This is a genomic window from Mycobacterium sp. IDUB_37 (genome assembly GCF_055419245.1).
This window is the reverse complement of the sequence record NZ_JBVAXG010000001.1, coordinates 1,168,292-1,192,436: the sequence shown is the minus strand read 5'-3', so window position 1 is coordinate 1,192,436 and position 24,145 is coordinate 1,168,292. Positions and strand designations below refer to the sequence as shown.

The window sequence follows — 24,145 nt, the reverse complement described above, 5'->3', positions numbered from 1 at the left end:
AACAGCACCGCCCTACGCTGCGTAGGCACACAGTCAGCACACGAGAGGGAAACAACCGGTGGCACGCCACGACTATCGGGAGTTGGCCGCGATTTTCGCCGGCGGAGCGCTGGGTTCGGTCGCCCGCGCCGCGCTGGCCACCCTCGCCGTCCCCGACCCGGCGCGTTGGCCGTGGCCGACGTTCATCGTCAACATCGTGGGCGCGTTTCTGGTGGGTTATTTCACTACCCGCTTGCTGGAACGGTTGCCGCTGTCGAGTTATCGCCGCCCCTTGCTGGGCACCGGACTATGTGGCGGGCTCACCACTTTCTCGACCATGCAGGTCGAGACGGTCAAGATGATCGAGCACGGCCACTGGGTTCTCGCCATCAGCTACACCCTGGTCAGCATCGTCCTCGGATTTCTTGCGGTGTACCTGGCGACGGCATGGGTTCGCAGGGTGCGGCTGCGATGACGACAGTTCTGGTCTGGCTCGGCGTCATGTTCATTGGCGGCATCGGCTCGGTGTCGCGGTTCCTGGTGGACCGCTCGGTCGCGCGCCGGGTGGCCCGCGGATTTCCCTTCGGCACGTTGACGGTCAACATCACCGGCGCCGCCCTACTCGGATTCCTCGGCAGTCTGGCGCTGCCGAAGGACGTGGCCCTGCTTGCCGGCACCGCATTCGTCGGCGCGTACACCACTTTCTCCACCTGGATGCTGGAAACCCAGCGGCTCAGCGAGGAACGCCAACTTCTCGCAGCGTTCGCCAACGTCGCCATCAGCGTCCTGCTGGGGTTGGGCGCGGTAGTGCTCGGGCAACAAATCGCGGGGCTGCTATGAGCGCGCACAGCGTGAAACTGACCGCCTACTTCGGTGAACGGCAGCGCACGGTCGGTCAACCCCGCCGGTTCCTGGCCGACACGATGCTGGATCTCTTCGGCGCCCGCAACGTGGCCTCCAGTGTGATGATGCGCGGCATCGCCAGTTTCGGGCCCAAGGGCGACCTGCGCAGCGACCGATCACTGAGCCTGTCCGAGGACCCGCCGATCACGATTGCCGCCGTAGACGTCGAGTCCAAGATGCGCGCGCTGGTCGACGAAGTGACCGCTATGACCGGCACCGGACTGGTGACGCTCGAGCGAGCGCGACTGGTCACCCGGGACGGCGGCATTGACGAGTTGGGCGAGATCGACCGCCGAACAGGGGACGCCGCCAAGCTGACCATCTACGTGGGCCGCCAGGTGAAAGTCTCCGGGATGCCCGCCCACTACACGGTCTGCAACCTCCTGCATCGACATGGATTTGCCGGTGCGACAGTGCTTCTCGGTGTTGACGGAACCGCCTACGGGCAGCGTCAGCGCGCCAAGTTCTTCGGCCGCAATGTCAATGTTCCGCTGATGATCGTCGCCATCGGCTTGCCCCCGCAGGTGTCGGCCGCGACGACGGAACTCGCCGGGCTGTTGCCCAACCCGCTGATGACCATCGAACGAGTCCGGCTGTGCAAGCGCGACGGCGAGCTCTTCGCCCGCCCCCAAGAGCTTCCGGCGAAAGACAGCCAGGGACGCACCTTGTGGCAGAAGCTCATGGTGCACACCGCCGAAGCGAGTCACGACGACGGACAGCCGATTCACCGCGCAATCGTGCAGCAACTCATGCGATCCGAGACGGCCCGCGGGGCGACCGTGCTGCGCGGCATCTGGGGCTTCCACGGCGACCATAAGCCGCACGGGGACAAGCTGTTTCAGCTCGTTCGCAAGGTTCCGCTGACCACGACCGTCATCGACACACCCGAAGCTATTGCCCGCAGCTTCAACATCATCGACGAGCTGACCACCCGCCACGGTCTGGTCACGAGCGAGATGGTCCCCGCGGCGATGTCGCTGGACCCGGATCAGCGCGCGATCGAGACGCCGCTCGCCGAATACGACTACTGACTCGCGCAGCCCGTCAGCAACGCATCGAGCAATCCATCCAATCGAGGGTTGCCGACGCCCTGAGTCAACCCTCGCAGCAGCAACGTGCCGACTAGAGCGTCGGCGACGGCATCGAGGTCGGCTTCGGCGCGAATCTGGCCGTCCCGCACGGCCTGACGAAGCCGCGTCAGCAATCCGTTGTGTTGGGGCGCACTCAACTGCTGATACAACGCGGCACCGTCGGCCGAGTTCGCCGCAGCGGCCGCGACCAACGCGCGCACCAACGCGGCGTTGGGCGGTTCGGCCAGGAAGTCCGCGTGCTCATTGAGCCAGGAACGCAGGTCGGCGCGGATGTCACCGGTCTCGGCGACGGGGAACGATCCCGACCCGCCGTACGCCGCCAACACCGCCTCGGCGACCAATAGCGCCTTCGACGGCCAACGCCGATACAGGGTCTTCTTTCCCACCCGCGCTTGTGCGGCAACGCTTTCCATCGAGAGCTCGGCGTAGCTGCGCGAGGCCAGTAATTCGCGGGTGGCGGTAAGGATCGCGTCGTCCAACTGCCTATCGCGCGGGCGGCCGGGTTGCGTTACCGTCATATAGGAAACGATACGTGTCGTATCTATTCATGCAAGGGAAGGACCCGCCGGTGACCGCATCCTTGTCGGTGCCCAAAACGTGGGAGGACATCAGTCCCGAGTGGATGACGGCGGCCCTGTCCGACCGGCACCCCGGTGCCACCGTCAGTGCCGTCACTGTCGCGGGACGCGACGACGGAACCAACCGGCGCGCCCGCCTTCGAGTCGGCTATTCCGCCGGCAGCGGCCCGGCGACGGTGTTCGCCAAGGCCGCCGATCCCGCGCACAAAGAGATGATCCGGATGACCAGCGGCATGTTTCACGAACCCCGACTGTTCACCTGCGGTGTGGAGTTGCCGCTGGAGCACCCGATCGTCTACACCGCGTCGATCGATGAAGACGACTACGACTTCGTGATGATCATGGAGGACCTCACCGCACGCGGGGCCGACCCGCGGGATGCCACCCGGCCGCTATCAGTCGAGCAGGCCGCCAGCGGCGTCCGCGGACTGGGCCGGCTGCACGGCAAGTACTGGGGCGACCGCACGCTGCGAGAGCCAGGCCTCGGTTGGCTCGAACCCTTTCTCCCTTGGGAGGGAATGCAATACGCACCATTGCACGAGGCGCTCGGGCGTCTCGGCGATGACGCACCTGCCGAAGTGTTGGCTTTGAACGCCGACCGGTTGATCGAATCGATCTGGAAACCGTACATCCGCACCCTCACCACATCGACGCAGACTTTGCTGCACGGCGACCCGCACATCGGCAATACCTATCTGTTGCCCGATGGCGAACTCGGCTTTCTGGACTGGCAGGTTGCCCGCCGCGGCAACTGGTCGCTGGATCTGGGCTACTTTCTGCAGGGCGCACTGACCGTCGAAGATCGCCGACGCAGCGAACGCGAGCTACTCGACGAATACCGCGGATCGCTGGGGCTGCCCGCCGGCGAACTGCCCAGTATCGACGAGATCTGGCTGCGCTACCGGGCCTCGGTGGCACACGGGCTCGCCATCTGGTTGTGTACGGCCAGCGCCAGCGAATTGTGGCAACGCCCCGACATCGCTATCGCACTGGCACAACGCTATTCGGCCGCCTACGCCGACCTGGAGACGGCCGAGGCACTGGTCGAAATCAGCGGGTAACCGCCCATTTCCCTGCCAGCGCCGAGATCCAGTCGGGAACTTCGTCGGCACTGTCGGGTGGGGACTCGACCAACACCAGTTCGTCGATACCGAGTTCTTCGAGAAGGCCTACGTCGTCGACGCCCGCACTGGCCAGCGCCACCGCCAACCGAAGTTCCGTGCGGTCACGCCCCGCCTCGGCGCAAAATTTTGCGAGCTTGCCGACCCGATCGCGGACCGCGGCGATTCCGTCGAGACTGAACCCGTACCAGCCGTCTCCCCAGGCGGTGACCCGCCGCAGAGCGGCGTCGCTGTTGCCACCGACCACAACAGGAATGCGACGCTCGCGAAATGGCTTGGGGTTGACTCGAATTCCATCGAAACCGACGAATTCCCCTGCGAATGAAGCGATGTCGTCACGCCACAGCGCCCGCATCGCTGCGACGTATTCGGCCGTGCGCGCCGCCCGCCGCTCGAATGGCACACCGAGCGCCTCGAACTCCTCGCGGGACCATCCGACCCCGACGCCGAGCGTGAGCCTGCCATTGCTCAGCTTGTCCAGGCTGGCCGCCTGCTTCGCGGCGATCACCGGGTTGTGCTCAGGCAGCAGCAGCACTCCCGTCGCAATCCTGATCCGGGACGAGGCCGCAGCCGCGAAAGCCAGCGCGAGCATCGGGTCCAGCCAATCCGCTTGCGCGGGAACGGCAATGACACCATCGTCCGAATACGGGTACTGCGACTGCGAGCTGTCCACCATCACCACGTGTTCGCCCGCCCACAGCGTGGCGAATCCCGCGGCGTCCGCGGCGGACGCGACGGCGTCGATTACCGACCGGTCTGCGCCGGATCCGATACCCAACGCATGCAATCCCAGTTGCATCGCAGCATCGTCTCACGCGTTTGAACGGCCGCGCAGAAGCTCGGCGAGGACGGTTGCGTGGCTGTCTTGCAGATCCCGGCTCGCGGTGACCAAGGTGACGACGCCTTGGCCGGCCAACTTGCGCAACTCCTGCAGTGCCGGGCTGCCGTCCAACTCGGCCGCATAACGCGTCGCGAATTCGTCGAACTTCTCCGGCTGGTGGTGGTACCACTCGCGCAACTCTTTGGACGGCGCGACATCCTTGTCCCAGATGCCCACCCGCGGGTCGTCCTTACGAATTCCGCGCGGCCAGATCCGATCGATCAGCACGCGTTGGCCGTCCTCGGGGCAGACTTCGTCGTAGATCCGTGCCGTCCGAACCCGAGTCACGATCTCTCGTATCAGTAGTGATACGTGTCCGACGGAGCCGGCGAGTGTCCCTGGTCATCCTCGAATTCCGACGGGACGATGCCGTAGGAGCGAGCAAGATCGAGGATCTTGGTGGCCCTGGCAATACGCGGCAGGTCCGACCCATTGCGGATCTCTCCCCCGTCGCGTTCGAACTCAGCGAAGAACTCCTTCGCCCAGCCGATTTCGTCTTGAGACGGCGACAGCCCCTCGTTCACCACGGCACACTGGTCGGGCGACAGACAGATTTTGCCGGTCATCCCGAACTCGACGGAGACGGCCGTCGCCTCGATCAGCTTCAGCGGGTTGGAGCCGATGGTCGGGCCGTCGATCGCACTGGCCAGGCCGGCCGCCTTGGCCGCAATGGTGAACCGGGACCGCGCGTAAGCCAGCGTGGTCGGTTCGTCGCCGAATCCGGTATCACGACGGAAGTCGCCGATGCCGAAGGCAAGCCGGAAGGTGCCCTTGGCCGCGGCGATTTCGGTGATTCGTTCCAACCCGCGGGCCGTTTCCACCAACGCCACGATCGGCACGTTCGGCAGTCGCTTGGCGGTTTCGGTGACGTGGTCCACCGATTCGACCATGGCCAGCATCACCCCACCTATGGGCGTGTCGGCCAACTGTGCGATGTCATCGGCCCACCACGGGGTGCCGAAGCCGTTGATCCGGACCCAGTCGTTGTTCTCGGCCGTGAGCCACCGCACCACATTGTCACGGGCACTGACCTTGTCTTTGGGCGCGACTGCGTCCTCGATGTCGAAGACCACGATGTCGGCACGAGAATGCGCCGCAGCCTCGAAGCGATCGGCGTGCGTGCCGTTGACCAGCAGCCAGCTCCGGGCCAGGACCGGATCGATGCGTGAGCCGATGTCGGCGGGATCCGTCGCGTCGTAGTTGGCTTGGTCATACATGTGGGTGGTTTGCCGCCTGTTCGTTGAGCCCGTTTTCCCCTAGACCGTAGCGGCGAGCGGAGGGCGCGCGTCCACCGGTGCTACCCACGACCAAGCGTGCTTTTATTTGGCATCCGTCTAATTTCAGGACATTACATATGAATGGCCCCATTTTCTTCGCTTATTTTCTGACGCTGTTGTAAATTACGGTGCACTAATGACGAGGGGGCGCCAATGCCGGAGACAGCGCAGTCGTCTCGCGCGCCTGCTTGCAACTCCCGCGTCGGCGCCTTATTGACAGAGATTCGCCTGCTCATCGAACCGAAGCAGCGTGCTGTGCTCGACACCGTTCCCACCGAGGTACGCCACTGCGCCGGATTTCATATGGGTTGGTGGGAGACCAATGGCGGCGAAAGTTCGGCGCGCCACGGACAGGCAATTCGGCCGGCTCTCACCATTACCTGCGCACGCGCCGCGGGAGGGTCGACAGTCAGCGCAATTCCAGCCGCGGTCGCGGTGGAACTCATACACGATTTTTCGTTGCTGCACTACGACATCGTGCATGGCGACGTCACTCGGCGGCATCGCCCGGCCGCGTGGGTGGCCTACGGGGTTCCGATGGCGCTACTCACCGGTGACACGCTGTTGGTGTCGGCGCTGGATTTGGTCGGTGACGGGCCGGCGGGAGCAACATTGCGGAATGCGGTGCAGGAATTGTGCGCCGGCAGGTCCGCAGATCTGACCTTCGAAAGTCGGATGGGAGTCTGGCTGCCCGAGTGCTTGCGGATGGCGCAGCAGAAGACTGGTGCACTAATTGGTGCGGCATGTAAGTTGGGCGCTCTCTCAGCTTGTGCCGACATCCCGACTGCCGACCTCTACAGCGAATTCGGTCGGCACATCGGGCTCGCATTTCAGCTAGTGGATGACATCCTCGGGATTTGGGGCTCCGCATCGGCAACCGGAAAGCCGGTTTATACCGATCTCAAGTCGAAGAAAAAGTCCTTGCCGATGGTGGCGGCGTTGTCGTCGGGAACACCGGCGGGTGACAAGTTGGCGGCGCTGCTGCGAAGTGGCGAAGTTCTCGATGATCGCGCACTCGAGCACGCCGCCGAACTGATCGAGGATGCAGGCGGTCGAGCGTGGACAGAGGCTGAGGCGCTGCGTCATCGGCACCTCGCGCTCGACGCCCTCGACGCCGCACAGCCGGATCCGGCCGCCGCCGACGATCTGCGTGCACTGGCTGAGTTGATGACGACTCGGGCGTCGCGCTGATCGACGCGCCCAGTGCGAAATGAGCGTCGCCTACACGGGCTACCTAGTGGTTGGATGTCGGGGTGGCAGACATCAGTCGGCGCCGGACCATCGCGGCGCCACCGCAGGCAATCTGGGATGCCCTCGCAGACTTCGGCGCACTGAGTTCCTGGGCCGACGGCGTGAACCACTCGTGCGTGCTCAACCACGGTCCCGACGGCGAGGCGATCGGCACCACCCGCCGCGTGCAGATGGGACAAAACACGCTGGTTGAGCGCATCACCGAGTTCGACGCGCCGACGACGCTGACTTACGACATCGAGGGCTTACCCACCCGGCTGGGAAAACTCGCCAACAGCTGGACACTGCGTCCGGAGGGTAAGACGACGTTGGTGACGTTAACCAGCACGTTGAAGATGGGGACGCGCCCGCCGGCTCGTCTGGCGGAGCAAGTACTGGTGCGTCTCATCGCCAGGCAATCCGATTCACTGCTCGACGGGCTCGCGCGACGAATGGAGAACACACATGTCTGATCGCCCCGACATTGTCATTGTGATGACCGACGAGGAGCGTGCGATCACGCCCTACGAGTCGGACGAACTGCTCGCCTGGCGGCAGAAGACCCTGCCCGGGCGCCGCTGGTTTGATGAGCACGGAGTGAATTTCAACCGGCACTACACCGGGTCGCTGGCCTGCGTGCCGAGTCGGCCGACGATCTTCACCGGCCAGTATCCGGACCTGCACGGCGTCACCCAGACCGACGGCCTCGGCAAGCGCTACGACGACTCGCGGCTGCGCTGGCTGCGCGCCGGAGAGGTGCCCACCCTGGGCAACTGGTTCCGGGCGGCCGGATACGACACACACTACGACGGTAAGTGGCACATCTCGCACGCCGACCTTGAAGACCCGAACACTGGTGGGTCGCTGGCCACCAATGACGACGACGGCGTCGTCGACCACGACGCGGTGCAGCGCTACCTGGACGCCGACCGACTCGCTCCGTTCGGCTTCTCCGGCTGGGTGGGCCCCGAACCGCATGGGGCGGGCAACGCCAACAGCGGTTACCGTCGCGACCCGCTGATCGCCGACCGAGTGGTGGCCTGGCTGGAAGACCGCTACGCCCGCCGGCGGGCCGGCGACGCCGCGGCGCTGCGCCCGTTCTTGTTGGTGGCCAGCTTTGTCAACCCGCATGACATCGTGCTGTTCCCCGCGTGGGTGCGACGCAGCCCGCTGCAGGCATCTCCCCTGGACCCGCCCCACGTGCCGCCGGCCCCCACCGCCGATGAGGATCTGTCGTCGAAGCCCGCCGCGCAGATAGCCTTTCGCGAGGCGTACTACTCGGCATACGGTCCTTACCCGGCAGTGAGCCGCAGCTACAAACGCAACTTGCAGGAATACCGAGATCTGTACTTCCGCCTGCACGCCGAGGTCGATACACCGATCGACCGGGTGCGCCGCGCGGTCACCGATGGCGGATCCGACAACGCCGTGCTGGTGCGAACCTCCGACCACGGCGAGTTGCTCGGGGCGCACGGTGGCCTGCACCAGAAGTGGTTCAACCTGTACGACGAAGCCACCCGGGTGCCGTTTGTGATCGCCCGGATTGGTGCCGACGCCACCGAGGCGCGCACTGTGTCTGCACCGACGTCACATGTGGATCTGGTGCCGACGCTGCTCGGCGCCGCCGGTGTCGACGTTGAAGAAGTCGCCGCCAGCCTCGCCGAGTCGTTCTCCGAGGTGCATCCGCTGCCCGGCCAGGACCTGATGCCCATCGTGGACGGGGCGTCCGCCGATGCGGGTCGCGCGGTGTACCTGATGACGCGCGACAACGTCCTCGAAGGTGACACCGGCGCTTCGGCACTGTCCCGACAGCTCGGTCAAACGGTGAATCCGCCTGCGCCGCTTCGCATCAAGCTGCCTGCGCACGTGGCATCAAACTTCGAAGGCCTGGTCGTGCAGGTCACCGACGACGAGGCACGCGGCGGCGCTGGGCACCTGTGGAAGTTGGTCCGCACCTTCGATGACCCGGCGACCTGGACCGAACCCGGCGTTCGCCACTTGGCCGCCAACGGAATTGGCGGCGAGGCCTATCGTTCCGATCCGATCGACGACCAGTGGGAGCTCTACGACCTGACCGACGATTCCATCGAAGCCGACAACCGGTGGAGCGACCCCAAACTGCACGAGCTGCGCCAGCATTTGCGGATGCAACTCAAGCAGGCCAGAACCGACGCGGTGCCCGAGCGTAATCAGCCGTGGCCGTACGTAAACCGGCAGCCTCCCACCGGCGAGTCCGAAGGTCTGGTGCGCCGGGTGCTGGGGCGTTTTATTTAGGCCCACACGTCGAGCCGTCAGGGTTGTAGTGTCACGATGACCAGCACGGTGGCCGTGATCGGGGCCGGACCCGGCGGACTTGTTGCGGCGCGATGGCTCCTGTCGCAGGGATTCGAGCCGACCATCTTCGAAAAGGGCCCGATGTTGGGTGGGCAGTGGACGGGCCTACCCGGCAGCAGCGGCGTCTGGCCGTCGATGCGCACGAACAGCAGTCGAGTACTCACGGCATTCAGCGACCTCGAATCGGCCGACGTCGAGGTGTACCCGTCGAACCGCGACATTCTCGGCTACCTACGGCGATATGCCGACCTCTTTGGCCTCACGTCGCGAATACGGTTGAACACCCAGATCACGCATCTGCGGCGCGATGAAACCCAGTGGGTCTTAAGCCACTCCGGTGCCGAGGAGCGTTTCGGACGAGTTGTGTTGGCTACCGGCAGGTTTCACGCTCCCGCTATTCCTGCCATCGCGGGCATGAACAGCTTCAACGGATCCGCCGGTGCGCTCTCCACATATCAGTACCGGGGACCGGCGCCGTATATCGGCAAGCGAGTTCTCGTCGCAGGCTGCGCAGTCAGCGCGCTGGAAATCGCGTCGGAACTTGCCCGACTGGGCGCGGCGCGGGTGGTGGTCACCCAGCGCCGGCAACGATATGTGCTGCCGAGGTTCGCCGCTGAAGTGCCATCCGATCACCGGATGTTCACGCGATACGCAACCTTGGCGAGCGAGACCCTGCCGCCCGCCGAGGTTGAGCGCCAACTGAAGGAAATCGTCGTCGAGGCCGGCGGCAGCCCCGAACAATACGGCGCGCCGGCACCGGACCCGTCGTTCTTCACCGCCGGAGTCACTCTCAACCAGGGGTACCTGCCCCTTATCGCCCAAGGCCGAATCTCTGTGCGACCGTGGCTGAGATCCGTCGCGCAAACAGCCGTAACCTTCGCCGACGGGCACACCGAAGACTTCGACGGCATCGTGTTCGGCACCGGATTCGAACTGAACCTGCCGTATTTGAGTGCGGACATCCGCAGGATCGCCTGCCCGGACGCAACATATCTCGACGCCGACCGCTATACGTTCCACCCAGACCTGCCCGGGCTGGCCTTCCTGGGCATGTGGGATCAGTCCGGCGGATACTTTGTGCCGCTTGAACTTCAGGCGCGCTGGATCGCCTACACGTGGGGCGGAACGGTGCCGGTGCCGAGCGAGGCGGATCAGCGGTTGTCGATCAGTGCCTACCGCGCGCTGCGGAAGACTCGAATGAATTTGGCGGCCTTGACCTTCGCCCGCGCCGCCGGCGTTGAGCCTCGGCTGGATAACTGGCCGCAGCTGCGCCGCGCACTACTGTTCGGTCCGCTGGCGCCAAGCTGTTTTCGGCTCGAGGGTCCAGACGCCTTGCCCGACGCGCCAATCCGGTTTGCCCGGGAAGCCGCCGCATTCGGTGCCATCACGTCGAATGACCTGACGGCACGCGAACGGAGCTACTGGTCGCTGACGGAAGCGACCGCTAAATGACCTCGCCGGCGCGTTCACCCGCGCGTTGTTGCCTTGCTGCGTACACGATCGAACCGGCGGTATGAAATGGCGCGGTGTCGCAGTGCGCATCTTGAACGGGCAGATTGGCTGCGCGACGCAACACCATCAGGGCAAGGGTGTTGTTGGTCGCATACGGGATGACCAGCAGGTTGGCACGGGCCGACCCGCCGTTGACGGTGATGACGTGCTGATGTCTTTGCTGCCAGCCCTGCCAGTTCAGGTCCGGGGGTCGCTGCAATGCCGGCCAGTTGACGGAGATGTCGGATACCTGACCGAGTCGAGCATTGAGAGCCGCTACGAGTTCGGGCAATTCGCTGCTGATCCGATCGGTGCGCGGCCACCAAGCCCCATCGATGTCCTGGCCGAGTTCATCGGTCAGGCTCAGCCTGATGGGAGCGGCACGGCGTCGCCCGACGAGCGCATGATTCATTGGGAGTCGAAGTGGGTAGCCAATGCCAAGCCTGCGGCGAGTGCCGCAGATGTCACGCGTAATCGGTTCACGAGGGCTGTTCCTTACACGGTCGACATCAATCGCCCGCGGTCGCGGGACGACGGAGGAATCGCATTGCCCAAGGGTGTGGACCGCAGCCGACCCACCACAGCCCACCGCTGACAACGAAACGGCTCGGAGATCACTTTACGCCACCCCACTAGCCACTGAGACCGCCAGGGCTTGCAGGGCGAGTTCGAAAATATTCCGCGGTTGGTAGATAAAAGCGCACCACGTAGACGAGAATGGACGAAATGGCCACACAGGACTGGCGGGAAGCCCCCGAAATACATCCGTCGGAGATTCGGGTAGGTGACACCATCGGTACGGTGGACGCTGATCATCTGCCCTACATAGTGAAAATGATCAGCGGACCGCAGACGGGCGGGAAGCGCTGGACGTTCTTCGGCCGCGACGCCCGTGGTCGGGACTACTCGAGCACGTTCAAAGAAGACGACTTGGTCCGCAGGTTCGCCCGGGCGGCATAACCTGCCTTCATCCTGGTCCTGATACGCGAGACCGCACGTTCGGGCGGTCTCGCCTTTCTGTGCGCGAATAGACTGCGTCACGACGATGAGACGAAAGCCCGATGGTGAGCAGCGGCGGCGCGAACTGTGCGATGCCGCGATCGAGTTGTTGGCCGAGGGCGGCGCGCGGGGTCTGACTCATCTGCGCGTCGACCGGCGCGCCGGATTTGCTGACGGTACGACGTCGTTCTACTTCCAGACTCGCTCCTCCCTGTTGCGCGCGACTACTGACCGGGTGGTCCAACTCGACATCGAGGATTTCAGCGCAGCCACGACGGCAGCGCGCGAGTCCGGCGATCATCGAGCCGAGACGCTGCTCTCACGACTCGCAGAACAGGCCATGCGCACCGCGGTCCCACCCGAACGTGCCCGTGCCCGTGCGCGTTTCGAGCTGTTCATGATCGCCGCACACGATCCCGAGTTGGGCACTGTTTTTCAGAAGCTGATGGACCAGTTCGTCGAGATCAGCGAAGAAGCCGTGGCGCAGGCGCAACCGGTCGACGTGCCACCGGACCCCGAATTGATCAAGGAACAAGCATTTGCTGTCGTCACGTTCCTCGCGGGATTCCTTTTCCGCTTGTCCAACGGCCTGGCCGGGCTGGATACCGCACAGCAACTCGAGTCGTACCTGCATGCCGTGATCGCCGGAGTCGCCGCCGAGCACGCCCGGATACGCGGCGCGGGCTGAGCACCGAATCCCATTGCCCCGCAACTAGTCCAGGCCCGGAACCACCAACACACGTCCGTGCGCGCCAGCATTGCGGACGAGATCGAAGGCCTCGCCGATCCGCCCCAGTCCCAGTTTCGGACCGATCACGGGCATCGGATCGATGTCGCGATCGCTGAAAGCGGCTATCACAGAGCGAAATTCGTCAGGCCGGTAGCAGACCGAGAAGCGGATGGTGAGTTCCTTGAGCAGCGCAGTGATCGGTTCGATCGCCATAGGCTCTGCGCAGGCACCGGATATGGCGCTGGTCGGCATGAACGCCTCCCAGAGATAAGCCTTGAAATCCTGGTTTTGCACAAAGGTGCATTCGGTGGGGCCATCCGCCTCGTCCCAATGAACCATCGGGATGCTTGCAGCCTTCAATCCTGCTGCCAGTACTGCCAATTCATCTTTCTTCTGCAGGCATCGCGGATCAGTCCGCAGCGTTCCGGGTGACGATGGCGGGATCGTGTTCTCGGCTTCCCAGGTCAACAGCGAGCGGCGCCGGAGGTCTTGGTCAAGCAGATAGCTGGCCAGCGATGTACCGGTCCTCGGCAAGCCAAGCACCACCAGCGGGCGATCGATGCGCTCCGCTGTGACCTCGGGATGCTGCTTGCGGTATTCGACGACGCGCAACCTGTTCCACAGCGCGTCCACGAACTGGCCGTAGACGTAGTCGCGCCCACCCGCGTTGACTCCGGGGGCCGACTCGACACTGGATACCAGCAGAGCAAGGCCGTCGCGCCAGGTGTCGCCGCCGAAGTCGTCTAGGCCGGCGCGCTCGCACGCTTTGGCAACCAGGTCATCGACCGTCATGCAACAGAGGCTATACGACCGTAGAGAACAAATGTTAGGTTGGTTTTCAATTCGTACCGCCGGGCGAGGACGATCGGGAGGCGACCGTGGCGCAATCGCTGGATGCGCTCGTCAAGCAGGGCGAGGGCGACCAAGATGCCGTCGACCTGGGCGAGGGCATCTTCATGTCGAAGAACATCGCCAGCAGCTATCTGGTGACGACGCCCGACGGCGACGTTCTGATCAACACCGGTACCGACTTCGAAGCCCCCGCGATCAAGGCCCGCTTCGACGGTGTCGCACACGGCCGGTTACGGGTCATCACCTTCACCCAGGGCCACCCCGATCACGTCGGCGGCTGGGACCTGTTCAACACCGCCGGTGTCGAGACGATCGCGCAAGCGAATCACCCCGACGTCCGCGAGTACTGGCGCAACCTGCATCCGTTCTATGCACGCCGCATCATGACTCTGTGGGGCGCGTTCATGGACGTGGACGCGGTGGGGATGGAGCTACCGCCGGAACCGGTACTCACCACCCGATTCATCGACAGCCATGAATTCGAACTGGGCGGAAGGCGCTTCGCGCTGTACTCCACCCCCGGCGGCGAGACCACCGACGCGCTGGTCGTCTGGCTGCCCGAGTGCGACACCGTTTTCGTCGGCAACATGCTGGGCCCGTTCTTCGGCCACGTGCCGAACCTGTATACGTTGCGCGGGGACAAGATTCGCAGCGCGATGGCTTTCATTCATTCGGTCGACCGGGTGATCGCGCTGCAGCCGAAGGTTTTGATCAACGGCCACCAGGCTTTTCGCGGTGCCGCCTTCATCGGCGAGACCTTGACCAAGGTGCGCGACGCCACGGCGTACCTACGCGACCGCACCATCGACGGCATGAACGCCGGCGCCGACCTGTGGACGCTGATGCGCGACATCACGCTGCCCACCCAGCTCGCACTCCCCCAGGTCCACGGCAAGGTGCCGTGGATCGTGCGGGCGATTTGGGAGGAGCACGTCGGCTGGTTCCGCTATGAATCGACGACCGAGCTGTACGACGTTCCGCCCGCGGTGATTTGGTCAGACCTTGTCGAGCTGGCCGGCGGCACTGGCCCTCTCGTCGAGCGGGCCCAAGAGCATGCCGAGCAGGGCCGGCCATTGCAGGCGCTACATCTGCTCGATATCACGCTTGGCGAATCCCCGGGTGATGCAGCGGCTTTACGCGTGAAATCGACTGCGCTAGAGCAACTTCTGGCCGCGTCGAAGCGGGAGAACTTCAGCGAGGTGCAGTGGCTCGAACAGGACCTCAAAAGTGCCAAGACCGCCAAGGAGACTGAATGAAGGCCGAAGACCTTTACCACACCGGGATCGTCGTCGACGACTTCGACGAAACGTTGGGCTGGCTCACCGAGGTGGCCGGCTACCGGTGGACGGATGTGGTCGAGGTCGAGCAAGTGGCACAGACACCACAGGGCGAGATCACCATTCCGATGCGGATGGCCTACTCGGGTTCCGGGCCGAGGCTCGAGATCATTCAGACGGCACCAGGAACCCTGTGGGTCCCCGCAGATTCGGGCATCCATCACCTGGGCTATTGGTCCGACGACGTCGAGGGTGACGTCGCGGCACTGGTGGACACCGGCATGCGGTGGGAGGTGAAGTCGTTCAACCCGGACGGATCAGGGACGCTACTGTGGGCCTACTGCAAGGGAACCACCGGTCCACGCATCGAGTTGGTGAGCAGAGCGATGGAGCCCTTCATCCAATACTGGTTTGCCAGCGCTGATAGCAGCTAGGAGTCGAACGTGCCCGATTTTTCACTGCCCCAAGAGGCGCCATCGGGCCTCACATCCCCGATCACCGCCAAGGTCATGAAGTTCTCGGCGAAGGCGCACGTCGCGGTCTTCAAGCTGACCAATGGGCACATTGGCAACAAGTGGCGCATCGGCGCCGGCTTCCGCAAGCCAGTGCCCACGCTGCTGCTCGAACACCGCGGCCGTAAGTCCGGCCAGCAATTCACCACGCCGTTGGTGTACCTCGAAGACGGCCGGGACTTCGTCATCGTCGCGTCTCAGGGCGGAATGCCCAAGAATCCGCAGTGGTACCACAACCTGGTCGCCGGTCCGGACACCCGGGTACACGTGAAAGGCCAACGCAACATAGAGGTTTCGGCGCATGTCGCAACGCCGGAGGAACGGGCCAGGCTATGGCCGAAGCTGCTGGACCTGTACGCCGACTTCGCCAAGTATCAGTCGTGGACCGAGCGCGAGATTCCGGTGATCATCCTTTCCCCACGTTGAAAGTCAGGCGGTAGAGGGCCCGCTCCAGGGTCGGCAGGATCTCGATGATGTCCAGTTCGCCGGCGGCGAACCGTGCCACCAGGCCATACGCAAGGTTGGACACGATCGGCGGCAGGTCCGCGACGAGTTCCGGATCGGCGTCGGCAAGCACCGCCATGGTTGCGGGTATGACGGCGTCGAGTCCGCGACTCACCATGTGCTGACCACCGGGCGCGGATCGCGCACGGTAGTAGGCCCGCAACATGTCGGGGTGACGTTCCCACGGCTCGAAAATCGTCCGGAATACCCGCATGAGTCCGTCGTAGACGGATTCGCCCGGTTCATGGCTCTGGGTGGCCAGACCGGCATAGCGGTTTTCATCCATCCAGCACTCGAGTGCGGCCAGTATCAACGCGTCTCGGGTCGGAAAGCGCTTGTAGATGGTGGCCAGCGACATCCGTGAGCGCTTGGCGACCTCACGCAACTGCACGGCGTCGTAGCCGTCGGTCTCCAAGATCTCCACAACGATGTCGAGGATTCGGTCATGACGGCGATCCGGATCGCCGGCCAGAACTTCCGCGCTCGCCACTTTGGTGCCCACCCCTTGCCGTCGTCGAGTAACACGGTTACCGTACCGTCTGTAACGGAGTTACTCAATGAGGAGGGCCGATGGTGGGCCGAGTTGCCGACAAGGTCGCATTCATCACCGGTGCCGCGCGGGGCCAGGGCCGCAGTCACGCTGTGCGCCTCGCCCAAGAGGGCGCAGACATCATCGCCGTCGACATCTGCCAACCCTTCGACAACTCCCCCGCGCCTCCGGCCACGCCCGAAGACCTGGCGGAGACAGCAGATCTCGTCAAAGGCCTTGACCGGCGCATCGTCACCGCCGAAGTCGATGTGCGCGACTACGACGCGCTCAAAGCCGCCGTCGACAGCGGCGTCGAGCAACTCGGCCGGTTGGACATCGTCGTCGCCAACGCCGGTATCGGCACCATCGCTCCCAAGCTGGACCGGATGGACGAGAGCCTCTGGCAGCAGATGATCGACGTCAACCTCACCGGAGTCTGGAAATCGGTGAAAGCCGCTGCACCGCATCTTCTTTCGGCCGGCGGTGGGTCGATCGTGCTGACCAGTTCGGTTGCGGGCCTGAAGGCCTACACGCACACCGGCCACTACAACGCTGCCAAGCACGGAGTGGTAGGCCTGATGCGGTCATTCGCAGTCGAATTAGGCCCCAAGAACATTCGCGTCAACTCCGTGCACCCGACGCACGTCAACACGCCATTGCTCATCAACGAGAAGACATTTCATCTGTTTCGGCCCGACCTCGAAAAGCCCGGGCCCGACGACCTGGCTCCGATCTGCAGAACCTTTCACACGCTGCCGATTCCGTGGGTCAACGCCGAAGACATCAGCAATGCGGTGCTTTTCCTGGCCTCCGACGAAGCGCGCTACATCACCGGCGTTGCACTACCCATCGACGCCGGCAGTTGCCTGAAGTAAGGACGACCCGCAATGACCATTGCATCCGAAACGGACGTCTACTACGACCCGTACGACGTCAACATCACCGCCGACCCCTACCCCACCTTCGCCCGCCTACGCGACGAGGCCCCGCTCTACTACAACGAGCGCTACGACTTCTGGGCGATCTCGCGGCACGCTGACGTCGAGAAGGCGCTGTCCGACTGGGAGACGTTCTCCAACAGCCGAAGTGACATTCTCGAATTGGTCAAGTCCAAGTTCGACATGCCGCCCGGGGTGATGATGTTCGAGGACCCGCCGACGCACACCAGGCTGCGCGGCGTGATGGGGCGGGTCTTCACCCCGCGGCGGATGGCGGCCATCGAAGACCAGATCCGGCGCTATTGCATCAAGTGCCTAGACCCACTGGTGGGGTCCGACGGATTCGACATCATCGCCGAACTTGCGTCGATGATGCCGATGCGGGTGATCGGCATGCTGCTGGGCATCCCCGAAGACGAGCAGATCGGCGTGCGCGACGCGAATGACGCGAATTTGCGTACCAAGCCCGGCACGCCGATGAAGGTGGCCGACCCCGATGCCATCGCCGATGGCCGTATCTACGCCGACTACGTTGAGTGGCGTTCCAAGAATCCCTCCGACGATCTGATGACCTCACTTCTCAACGTCGAGTTCGAAGACGAGAACGGCGTGACCAGAAAGCTCACTCGCAAAGAGGTTTTGCATTACACCCAGGTGGTCGCCGGCGCCGGGAACGAAACAACCGGTCGTCTGATCGGTTGGCTGGCCAAGGTGCTTGCCGAACATCCCGACCAGCGCCGGGAAATCGACCGGGACCGGTCGCTGCTGAACCGTACGGTCGACGAGACGCTGCGCTTCGAACCGACCGGCCCACACGTCGCCCGCTACACGATCCGCGATTTCGAGGCCTATGGCCGCACGGTGCCCGCTGGCAGCGCGGTGTTGCTCCTCTTCGGCTCGGCCAATCGAGACCCATTGCGCTACAAGGACCCCGACACCTTCAACATCCACCGAGACAACATCTCGCACCTCACTTTCGGCAAGGGCGTGCACTACTGTCTGGGCGCGAATCTGGCGCGACTGGAAGGTCGAGTCGCGTTAGACGAAATGCTCAACCGCTGGCCGGAGTGGGGAATCGACTACGACAGCCTCAAACTGTCGCCCACCTCCACGGTTCGCGGCTGGGAGCGGCTGCGCATCGTCGTGTAGACAAAGTTGTCAGACCAGCTTGAGACACTGGGGCTATGTCCTCGATCGCAGTCTCTGGCGCGGTGGTGGTGACCCCGAAAGAGCGTCTTGCTGAGTTGTTCGAGGAGCTTTCGGAGTTGACCGGGCAGCGTAATGCGATCGATGGTCGGATTGTGGATATCGTCGCTGAGATCGATCACGGCCGGTTGTGCGGGATGACCGGTGCCCGGTCGGTGTCGGCGTTGGTCGCGTGGCGGACCGCCTCCTCCAAAGGCAACGCCGACGCCATCGCCACCATCGCCCATCGCATCGACGAATTCCCCCGCTGCACCGCCGGTCTGCGTGAAGGCCGGTTATCGCTGGATCAGGTCGGCGTCATCGCCCAACACGGCGGCCAGGGATCCGACGAGCACTACGCGCAGTTGGCTGCGGTCGCCACCGTCAGCCAACTACGCAAGGCGATCAGTTTGGAGCCGCCGCCACCCGACGCCGATCCCCGGCCCGAACCCTTGCGTGCGATCAGCAAAACCAGCGACGAGCAGTCCACCACCTGGCGGATCACACTGCCCCACGACGACGCCGCGACATTCGACGCCGCCCTGCAAGCGCATCGCGACGCGCTCATCACGCAGTGGAAACAGGACCGGGAGAACACCGGCCCTTCGGAGACGGCGCCGCCGCTGCCGGCCACCATCGACGCGTTCCTGAGTCTCATCGAGGCCGGCTGGGACACCGAAGTGGCGCGCCGCCCGCACAGCGCGCACACCACCGTGGTGGTGCATCTCGACATCAAAGAACAGCTCGCCGCCCTGCACCTGGGGCCGCTGCTCACCGACGCCCACCGGCAGTATCTGAGCTGCGACGCCACCGCCGAGGTGTGGTTCGAACGCGACGGCGACGTCATCGGAGCCGGGCGCACCACCCGGCTGATCAACCGCCGGCTACGCCGCGCCCTGGAACACCGCGACCAATGCTGCGCGGTTCCCGGATGTGGGGCTACCCGCGGCCTGCACGCCCACCACATCATCCACTGGGAAAACGGCGGCCCCACCGAACTGCACAACCTGGTGCTGCTCTGCCCCTACCACCACCGGCTGCACCACCGCGGCGGCATCACCATCACCGGACCCGCCAACGCACTCACCGTCACCGACGACGACGGACGACCACTGCACCCGGGATCACTGGCCCGCCCACCCACCCAACCCCCACCCACCGTGCCACCCTGCCCCGGACCGATCGGCGAACGCGCCGACTGGTGGTGGTACACACCCTTCCAACCCCAACCACCACCCACCAACAACTAGTTGACGGTGCGTCGTTGATCGATGAATTAACCACTCGCAGTGTGGAATTCACGACTCGACGGGCTGCCCACAATGTCGCCGCGAACCGGCACGGAGCGAAACTGCCTCGACCGCTTTCCGCAACGTAGGCGGGGACCGGGAATTAATCGCCCCGCACCGCGGTAGAACATCGCATGAAGCTCAACGACGCCGCACGAGAACTCATCGGCAAGGGTGCCGACGCCACGCTGGTCACCCTCAATCCGGATGGCAGCCCCCAAGTGAGCCTGGTCTGGGTCGCGTTGCAGTCGACGTCGGACGGCGATGAACTCGTCACCGCACATCTGGCCGAACACAAGAAGGTTCGCAACGTGCGCAACGATCCGCGGGTCGCGCTGACGATCGCGTCGGTTGAGGACCCGGGCCAGGCGATGCGGCCCTTCCTGGCCATTACCGGCACGGCGCGGATCGTCGAGGGCGGCGCACCCGAACTCCTCAAGGAACTTGCTCAGACGCTGTCGGACCCGAACGTGTTCCCACCAGAGGGAGCGCCGCCGGGATTCCTGACCCGCATCCGCATCGATAAGGTCGGCGGCATCGGGCCCTGGACCTAGGGTCCTGGCGCGTCAGGCTTCTAACGCCTCGGCTCGCTTTGGCTTGCGGCGCAACGCGCCCCACAGTCCAACGCCGATGCCGACGCCGGCGCCGCCGAGGCCGATGATCCGCTGCGCGGGCTTCAACTCGTTGTGGACGCTGAGTCCACCGAGCAGGTCGGCCGCGTCCGCACCGCCCGACGCCAGGAACCACCCGCGGGTGTTCTTGCCCCGTAGGCCGGCGACCGCGAGCAAGCCACCGATCAACGCGTCGCGGTAGCCCATCGACCGCAACAGCAATTGCGCCGTCGCCGTCTGGTCATCGGGATCGCCCCAGAGCTTGTTGGCACTTATGGGGTCGACGAGGAACGAAACACCCGAAGCGAATCTGATGCTGCCGGCGATGAGCGCGGCCCGGTCGATAGCCATGATCGGGAGCCTAGTCGCGATCGCAAGGCCGGCGAAGCCGGGCGCAGCGGGTCGCGACCATCGGATCTAGTCGCGATCGCAAGGCCGGCGAAGCCGGGCGCAGCGGGTCGCGACCATTGGATCTAGTCGCGATCGCAAGGCCGGCGAAGCCGGGCGCAGCGGGTCGCGACCATCGGATCTAGTCGCGATCGCAAGGCCGGCGAAGCCGGGCGCAGCGGGTCGCGACCGTGCGGCCTAGTGTCGATGGCTCGTATCAACGAGCCTTCAGTGTGGGCAACTTGTGGTTGTCCCAACTGACCAGCTGCTCCGGTTCGAAAACCACCCAACGCGCCGAGCGCCCGGCGGCCGTCTGCGGGTAGCGCACCGGCCCCTCACTATGCGGTTCCCCATGTCCGCCAGCGTATTTGGCCCCCATTTGCCAGCGCACCTCTTCCAGATGCGGATCCGCCGTTTCCTGCTCGGCGTCTTCCAGCACGGTCGCCAGGCCCTGGAACATCACACCCATCAGCTCCGGGTAACGCTCGTTGCGATCGACCAAGACGGTGCACGCGGGATTGCGCCGCAAGTTGGCGACCTTCTGCCCACGGCAGAAGGAGTACACCCGCCCGCCCGCCCAGCCGAACCACAACGGGGTGACGTTGATCCGCTGCCCCGGCCCCACCGTGGCGATGCGCATGTTCCACGCCGTCGTCATCAGCTCGTCCAACTCAGACTTCGACAACCGAAGGTCAGATGATATTCGGGCCATCGTTGATGCCTCCTGCTGATTTACGTCGCGTTTCACCTACATCATGTAAGGGCTAAGGAAACACGGGAGAAGGAGTCCGGGGATGACGTGGCAGATCGTGCTGTTCGTCTTGGGGTTGATCGCCGGCGGGGTCGCGGCCGTGCTCTGGAAATTCGCCGGTAGCGACAGAGGGCGGGCCCGCGGGAAACGGGTGACGTTCGTCGCGCTGACGGTAGCCGCGCTGTGCTTCTTCCTCGGTTGCTTCACCGTCGTCGGGACCCGCCAGATAGCGATCGTGACCACGTTCGGCCGACCGACGGGCGTGAGTCTGAACAACGGCTTCCACGGCAAGTGGCCCTGGCAGATGACCCACCAAATGGACGGCGCGGTGCAGATCGACAAGTACGTCAAAGAGGGCAGCCATGACGAGCGGATCATGGTGCGACTGGGCAACCAATCCACCGCGTGGGCCGATGTCAGCATTCGCTGGCAACTCAAACAGCCCGCCGCACCCGAGCTGTTCCAGCAGTACAAGACGTTCGACAACGTGCGCGTCAATCTCATCGAGCGAAATCTGTCGGTCGCGCTGAACGAGGTGTTCGCCGCGTTCAACCCGCTGGACCCACGCAACCTGGAAGTGTCGCCGCTGCCGGCGCTGGCAAAGAAGGCTGCCGACATTCTCCGCCAGGACGTCGGCGGCCAGGTGGACATCTTCGATGTCAACGTGCCGACCATTCAGTACGACCAGGGCACCGAAGACAAGATCAACCAGCTCAATCAGCAGCGGGCGCAGACCTCGATCGCGATCGAGTCGCAGCGGACCGCCGAAGCCCAGGCCAAAGCAAACGAGATCCTGTCCCGCTCGATCAGCAATGACCCCAACGTCGTGGTGCAAAACTGCATTACTGCCGCTATCAATAAAGGCATCAGCCCGCTGGGTTGCTGGCCGGGCACCGCTGCGTTGCCTACCGTTCCCGTCCCCGGACACTAGGCAAGACGGAGTGATGAGAGGGTAGTGCCTCATGGACATTCCGTTCGTCGGCACGTTGCGCGACCGCTTCGTGCCCCGTCGAGGCCGAAACGCACCCGCCTTTGACCTGATGCCCAGCCTCGAAGATCTCGAGGACGACGAAACCAAAGCCACCGCCGCGGCCCTCGACACCGTCGACCTGCCGTCGGCCGAACCGGCCCTGCTGCTGCAGAAGATGGAAAACCGACTAGTCCGTAACCATCTGGCCCACCCGGACGTTCTGAGCGCCGAGGAACTGCGAAAACTGCGCTATGTCCTCAACTTCGCCCGGCTCGCCGACTTCGAGCCCGGCGCGGCAGGTCCGGGTGGCAGCCGCGGACGCGGAGACGTCGCGGTGGGCGCCGAAGTCGGGCCGTGGCGGTCCCGGGTAGTCGACGCGCTGTTCGGGCCGCTGCGCGAGGTAGCGGATCCGATCAAGGCGTTGACGTCGACACGGGACGTGCTGGCCGGCCTGAGCGACGACCAGGACGATCAGCGCCAAGTACTCGTCGAACGCCACCGCAACGATTTCTCACCAGCCGAACTCGACGCCGAAGTCGGCTACAAGAAACTCGTCACCGTCCTTGGCGGCGGCGGGGGCGCGGGCTTCGTCTATATCGGCGGCATCCAACGTCTGCTGGAAGCCGGCCAGACGCCCGATTACATGATCGGCTCGTCTTTCGGGTCGATCATGGGCAGCCTGGTGGCCCGCGAACTTCCGGTGCCGATCGAGGAGTATGTGGACTGGGCCAAGACGGTGTCCTACCGGGCCATCCTCGGCCCTGAGAAATTCAGTCGACGGCACGGCATGGCCGGCCTGTTCGCGCTGCGCTTTGACGAGTTCGCCGAGGCCCTGCTCAGTCGCGAAGACGGCGAGCGGATGCGCATGTCCGACCTCGCGGTGCCCTTCGACGTCGTCCTTGCCGGTGTGCGCAGGCAACCGTATTCGGCATTGCCGTCGCGCTTCCGACGACCTGAGCTGGCAGCGCTGCAACTGCGGTCACTTCCGTTCCGCCCCATAGGAATTGGTCCGCTGGTAGCTGCTCGCATGTGGCAGGTCTCGGCGTTCATCGACTTGCGCGTCGTCAAGCCGATCGTCGTCACTGGCGACGATCCGGCGCTGGACTTCGACGTGCTCGACGCGGCGTCGTTCTCGTCTGCGATCCCGGGGGTGCTGCACCACGAAACGAACGCGCCCCGGATGATCCCCCTCCTCGACGACTTGCTCGCGGACCGCGACATCGCGGCGCTCGTCGACGGCGGCGCAGCCAGCAATGTCCCCGTAGAACTGGCCTGGAAACGCGTCCGCGACGGTAAGCTCGGCACCCGCAACGCCTGCTATCTGGCCTTCGATTGCTTCCATCCCCAATGGGATTCGCGCCACATGTGGCTGGCACCGATACTGCAAGCGATCCAGTTGCAGATGATGCGCAATCTGCCCTACGCCGACCATCTGGTCCGCTTCGAGCCGACGTTGTCGCCGATCAACCTGGCTCCGTCGACCGGCGCGATCGACCGTGCGTGCAGGTGGGGACAGGCAAGCGTCGACAAGGCCATTCCGGTGACTTCGGCGTTGCTGGAACCGACCTGGTGGGAGGGCGACGCGCCCGCGGCACCCGCCTCGGAGCGGGAGGAACCCAAGTCGGTGGCGTCGTCGATGAGTTCGGTGATGGCGGCGATCCAGGCACCCACCGGTCGCCTCTCCCGCTGGCGTAACCGGCACCTGACTTGAGGCCGCGTCCGCGGTC

Annotated in this window: 28 protein-coding genes; 19 read left to right on the top strand and 9 right to left on the bottom strand. The window is 64.5% G+C overall.

The window, feature by feature from the left end; translation table 11 throughout:
• Window positions 1-58 precede the first annotated feature (58 nt).
• Genes crcB (ACZY1I_RS05590) through ACZY1I_RS05580 form a run of 3 tightly spaced genes read left to right on the top strand, consistent with a single transcriptional unit; the run spans window position 59 to window position 1,913 of the window.
• Complete coding sequence (gene crcB, locus ACZY1I_RS05590; protein ID WP_463753249.1) at window positions 59-454, top strand: fluoride efflux transporter CrcB; 396 nt, start codon at window positions 59-61, stop codon at window positions 452-454.
• Window positions 451-819: a fluoride efflux transporter CrcB gene (gene crcB, locus ACZY1I_RS05585; RefSeq protein WP_463753248.1), complete on the top strand. Its 369-nt coding sequence runs from the start codon at window positions 451-453 to the stop codon at window positions 817-819. Before crcB (ACZY1I_RS05590) ends, crcB (ACZY1I_RS05585) begins: the two co-directional genes overlap by 4 nt.
• Window positions 816-1,913: a DUF190 domain-containing protein gene (locus ACZY1I_RS05580; protein ID WP_463753247.1), complete on the top strand. Its 1,098-nt coding sequence runs from the start codon at window positions 816-818 to the stop codon at window positions 1,911-1,913. The genes crcB (ACZY1I_RS05585) and ACZY1I_RS05580 overlap by 4 nt, the downstream gene beginning before the upstream one ends.
• Here ACZY1I_RS05580 and ACZY1I_RS05575 read toward each other — a convergent pair.
• A complete protein-coding gene (locus ACZY1I_RS05575; RefSeq protein WP_463753246.1) occupies window positions 1,907-2,491 on the bottom strand; it encodes a TetR/AcrR family transcriptional regulator in 585 nt (194 codons plus the stop codon). The genes ACZY1I_RS05580 and ACZY1I_RS05575 overlap by 7 nt on opposite strands.
• A 104-nt stretch (window positions 2,492-2,595) precedes the next feature.
• Between ACZY1I_RS05575 and ACZY1I_RS05570 the strand changes: the two genes are divergently transcribed.
• Window positions 2,596-3,612, top strand: coding sequence for a phosphotransferase (locus ACZY1I_RS05570; protein WP_463753527.1), 1,017 nt, complete (start codon window positions 2,596-2,598; stop codon window positions 3,610-3,612).
• On the opposite strand, the gene ACZY1I_RS05565 is transcribed toward ACZY1I_RS05570, so the two are convergent.
• The 3 genes from ACZY1I_RS05565 to ACZY1I_RS05555 are packed head-to-tail and all read right to left on the bottom strand — an operon-like array spanning window position 3,602 to window position 5,769.
• Window positions 3,602-4,471, bottom strand: a complete 870-nt coding sequence (locus ACZY1I_RS05565) for a TIGR03619 family F420-dependent LLM class oxidoreductase (RefSeq protein WP_463753245.1) — start codon at window positions 4,469-4,471, stop codon at window positions 3,602-3,604. The genes ACZY1I_RS05570 and ACZY1I_RS05565 overlap by 11 nt on opposite strands.
• A 12-nt stretch (window positions 4,472-4,483) precedes the next feature.
• Window positions 4,484-4,855, bottom strand: a complete 372-nt coding sequence (locus ACZY1I_RS05560) for a DUF488 domain-containing protein (RefSeq protein ID WP_463753526.1) — start codon at window positions 4,853-4,855, stop codon at window positions 4,484-4,486.
• Entirely contained in the window at window positions 4,852-5,769 is a 918-nt protein-coding gene (locus ACZY1I_RS05555) for an HpcH/HpaI aldolase/citrate lyase family protein (protein WP_463753244.1), read from the bottom strand. The genes ACZY1I_RS05560 and ACZY1I_RS05555 overlap by 4 nt, the downstream gene beginning before the upstream one ends.
• Before the next feature lie 273 nt (window positions 5,770-6,042).
• On the opposite strand from ACZY1I_RS05555, the gene ACZY1I_RS05550 reads away from it, so the two are divergent.
• From ACZY1I_RS05550 to ACZY1I_RS05535, 4 genes are all read left to right on the top strand, one after another.
• Window positions 6,043-7,020 carry a polyprenyl synthetase family protein gene (locus tag ACZY1I_RS05550; RefSeq protein ID WP_463753243.1) on the top strand — a complete coding sequence of 326 codons (978 nt, stop codon included), beginning with the start codon at window positions 6,043-6,045 and terminating at the stop codon, window positions 7,018-7,020.
• A 62-nt stretch (window positions 7,021-7,082) separates the two neighbouring features.
• Window positions 7,083-7,532: an SRPBCC family protein gene (locus ACZY1I_RS05545; RefSeq protein WP_463753242.1), complete on the top strand. Its 450-nt coding sequence runs from the start codon at window positions 7,083-7,085 to the stop codon at window positions 7,530-7,532.
• Complete coding sequence (locus ACZY1I_RS05540; RefSeq protein ID WP_463753241.1) at window positions 7,525-9,333, top strand: sulfatase-like hydrolase/transferase; 1,809 nt, start codon at window positions 7,525-7,527, stop codon at window positions 9,331-9,333. Before ACZY1I_RS05545 ends, ACZY1I_RS05540 begins: the two co-directional genes overlap by 8 nt.
• Window positions 9,334-9,369: 36 nt before the next feature.
• Window positions 9,370-10,845 (top strand): flavin-containing monooxygenase, encoded by a 1,476-nt coding sequence (locus tag ACZY1I_RS05535; RefSeq protein WP_463753240.1) that lies wholly within the window; start codon window positions 9,370-9,372, stop codon window positions 10,843-10,845.
• Here the strand turns inward: ACZY1I_RS05535 and ACZY1I_RS05530 are convergent.
• Window positions 10,838-11,296 carry a DUF5994 family protein gene (locus ACZY1I_RS05530; RefSeq protein ID WP_463753239.1) on the bottom strand — a complete coding sequence of 153 codons (459 nt, stop codon included), beginning with the start codon at window positions 11,294-11,296 and terminating at the stop codon, window positions 10,838-10,840. The genes ACZY1I_RS05535 and ACZY1I_RS05530 overlap by 8 nt on opposite strands.
• Window positions 11,297-11,610: 314 nt before the next feature.
• Here ACZY1I_RS05530 and ACZY1I_RS05525 point away from each other — a divergent pair, with 314 nt between their 5' ends.
• Window positions 11,611-11,844, top strand: coding sequence for a hypothetical protein (locus ACZY1I_RS05525; protein WP_463753238.1), 234 nt, complete (start codon window positions 11,611-11,613; stop codon window positions 11,842-11,844).
• A gap of 85 nt (window positions 11,845-11,929) precedes the next feature.
• Window positions 11,930-12,571 carry a TetR/AcrR family transcriptional regulator gene (locus ACZY1I_RS05520; protein WP_463753237.1) on the top strand — a complete coding sequence of 214 codons (642 nt, stop codon included), beginning with the start codon at window positions 11,930-11,932 and terminating at the stop codon, window positions 12,569-12,571.
• A 24-nt stretch (window positions 12,572-12,595) separates the two neighbouring features.
• On the opposite strand, the gene ACZY1I_RS05515 is transcribed toward ACZY1I_RS05520, so the two are convergent.
• Entirely contained in the window at window positions 12,596-13,405 is an 810-nt protein-coding gene (locus tag ACZY1I_RS05515) for a sulfotransferase (protein WP_463753236.1), read from the bottom strand.
• 86 nt (window positions 13,406-13,491) lie between these two features.
• Here ACZY1I_RS05515 and ACZY1I_RS05510 point away from each other — a divergent pair, with 86 nt between their 5' ends.
• From ACZY1I_RS05510 to ACZY1I_RS05500, 3 genes are all read left to right on the top strand, one after another.
• Window positions 13,492-14,721 carry an alkyl sulfatase dimerization domain-containing protein gene (locus ACZY1I_RS05510; RefSeq protein WP_463753235.1) on the top strand — a complete coding sequence of 410 codons (1,230 nt, stop codon included), beginning with the start codon at window positions 13,492-13,494 and terminating at the stop codon, window positions 14,719-14,721.
• The gene (locus ACZY1I_RS05505; RefSeq protein ID WP_463753234.1) at window positions 14,718-15,176 is read left to right on the top strand and encodes a VOC family protein; all 459 of its coding nucleotides are present in this window, start codon (window positions 14,718-14,720) and stop codon (window positions 15,174-15,176) included. Before ACZY1I_RS05510 ends, ACZY1I_RS05505 begins: the two co-directional genes overlap by 4 nt.
• A gap of 75 nt (window positions 15,177-15,251) precedes the next feature.
• Window positions 15,252-15,680 (top strand): nitroreductase family deazaflavin-dependent oxidoreductase, encoded by a 429-nt coding sequence (locus ACZY1I_RS05500; RefSeq protein ID WP_463753525.1) that lies wholly within the window; start codon window positions 15,252-15,254, stop codon window positions 15,678-15,680.
• Here ACZY1I_RS05500 and ACZY1I_RS05495 read toward each other — a convergent pair.
• Window positions 15,661-16,248: a TetR/AcrR family transcriptional regulator gene (locus tag ACZY1I_RS05495; RefSeq protein ID WP_463753233.1), complete on the bottom strand. Its 588-nt coding sequence runs from the start codon at window positions 16,246-16,248 to the stop codon at window positions 15,661-15,663. The two genes, ACZY1I_RS05500 and ACZY1I_RS05495, sit on opposite strands and share 20 nt — an antisense overlap.
• Before the next feature lie 80 nt (window positions 16,249-16,328).
• Here ACZY1I_RS05495 and ACZY1I_RS05490 point away from each other — a divergent pair, with 80 nt between their 5' ends.
• The 4 genes from ACZY1I_RS05490 (at window position 16,329) to ACZY1I_RS05475 (ending at window position 20,253) form a co-directional block, all read left to right on the top strand.
• Window positions 16,329-17,162 (top strand): mycofactocin-coupled SDR family oxidoreductase, encoded by an 834-nt coding sequence (locus ACZY1I_RS05490; protein WP_463753232.1) that lies wholly within the window; start codon window positions 16,329-16,331, stop codon window positions 17,160-17,162.
• A 12-nt stretch (window positions 17,163-17,174) separates the two neighbouring features.
• On the top strand, window positions 17,175-18,374 hold the full coding sequence (locus ACZY1I_RS05485) for a cytochrome P450 (protein WP_463753231.1): 1,200 nt from the start codon (window positions 17,175-17,177) through the stop codon (window positions 18,372-18,374).
• 35 nt (window positions 18,375-18,409) lie between these two features.
• The gene (locus ACZY1I_RS05480) at window positions 18,410-19,660 is read left to right on the top strand and encodes an HNH endonuclease signature motif containing protein (RefSeq protein ID WP_463753230.1); all 1,251 of its coding nucleotides are present in this window, start codon (window positions 18,410-18,412) and stop codon (window positions 19,658-19,660) included.
• 173 nt (window positions 19,661-19,833) lie between these two features.
• Complete coding sequence (locus ACZY1I_RS05475) at window positions 19,834-20,253, top strand: PPOX class F420-dependent oxidoreductase (protein WP_463753229.1); 420 nt, start codon at window positions 19,834-19,836, stop codon at window positions 20,251-20,253.
• Between the two features lie 12 nt (window positions 20,254-20,265).
• Here the strand turns inward: ACZY1I_RS05475 and ACZY1I_RS05470 are convergent, their stop codons facing one another.
• Window positions 20,266-20,661 (bottom strand): DUF4267 domain-containing protein, encoded by a 396-nt coding sequence (locus tag ACZY1I_RS05470; RefSeq protein ID WP_463753228.1) that lies wholly within the window; start codon window positions 20,659-20,661, stop codon window positions 20,266-20,268.
• 253 nt (window positions 20,662-20,914) lie between these two features.
• Window positions 20,915-21,409, bottom strand: coding sequence for a pyridoxamine 5'-phosphate oxidase family protein (locus ACZY1I_RS05465; RefSeq protein ID WP_463753227.1), 495 nt, complete (start codon window positions 21,407-21,409; stop codon window positions 20,915-20,917).
• 82 nt (window positions 21,410-21,491) lie between these two features.
• Here ACZY1I_RS05465 and ACZY1I_RS05460 point away from each other — a divergent pair, with 82 nt between their 5' ends.
• Together ACZY1I_RS05460 and ACZY1I_RS05455 are read left to right on the top strand one after the other, a co-directional pair.
• Complete coding sequence (locus ACZY1I_RS05460; protein ID WP_463753226.1) at window positions 21,492-22,379, top strand: Rv3090 family protease; 888 nt, start codon at window positions 21,492-21,494, stop codon at window positions 22,377-22,379.
• A 31-nt stretch (window positions 22,380-22,410) separates the two neighbouring features.
• The gene (locus ACZY1I_RS05455; RefSeq protein ID WP_463753225.1) at window positions 22,411-24,129 is read left to right on the top strand and encodes a patatin-like phospholipase family protein; all 1,719 of its coding nucleotides are present in this window, start codon (window positions 22,411-22,413) and stop codon (window positions 24,127-24,129) included.
• Window positions 24,130-24,145: the final 16 nt, after the last annotated feature.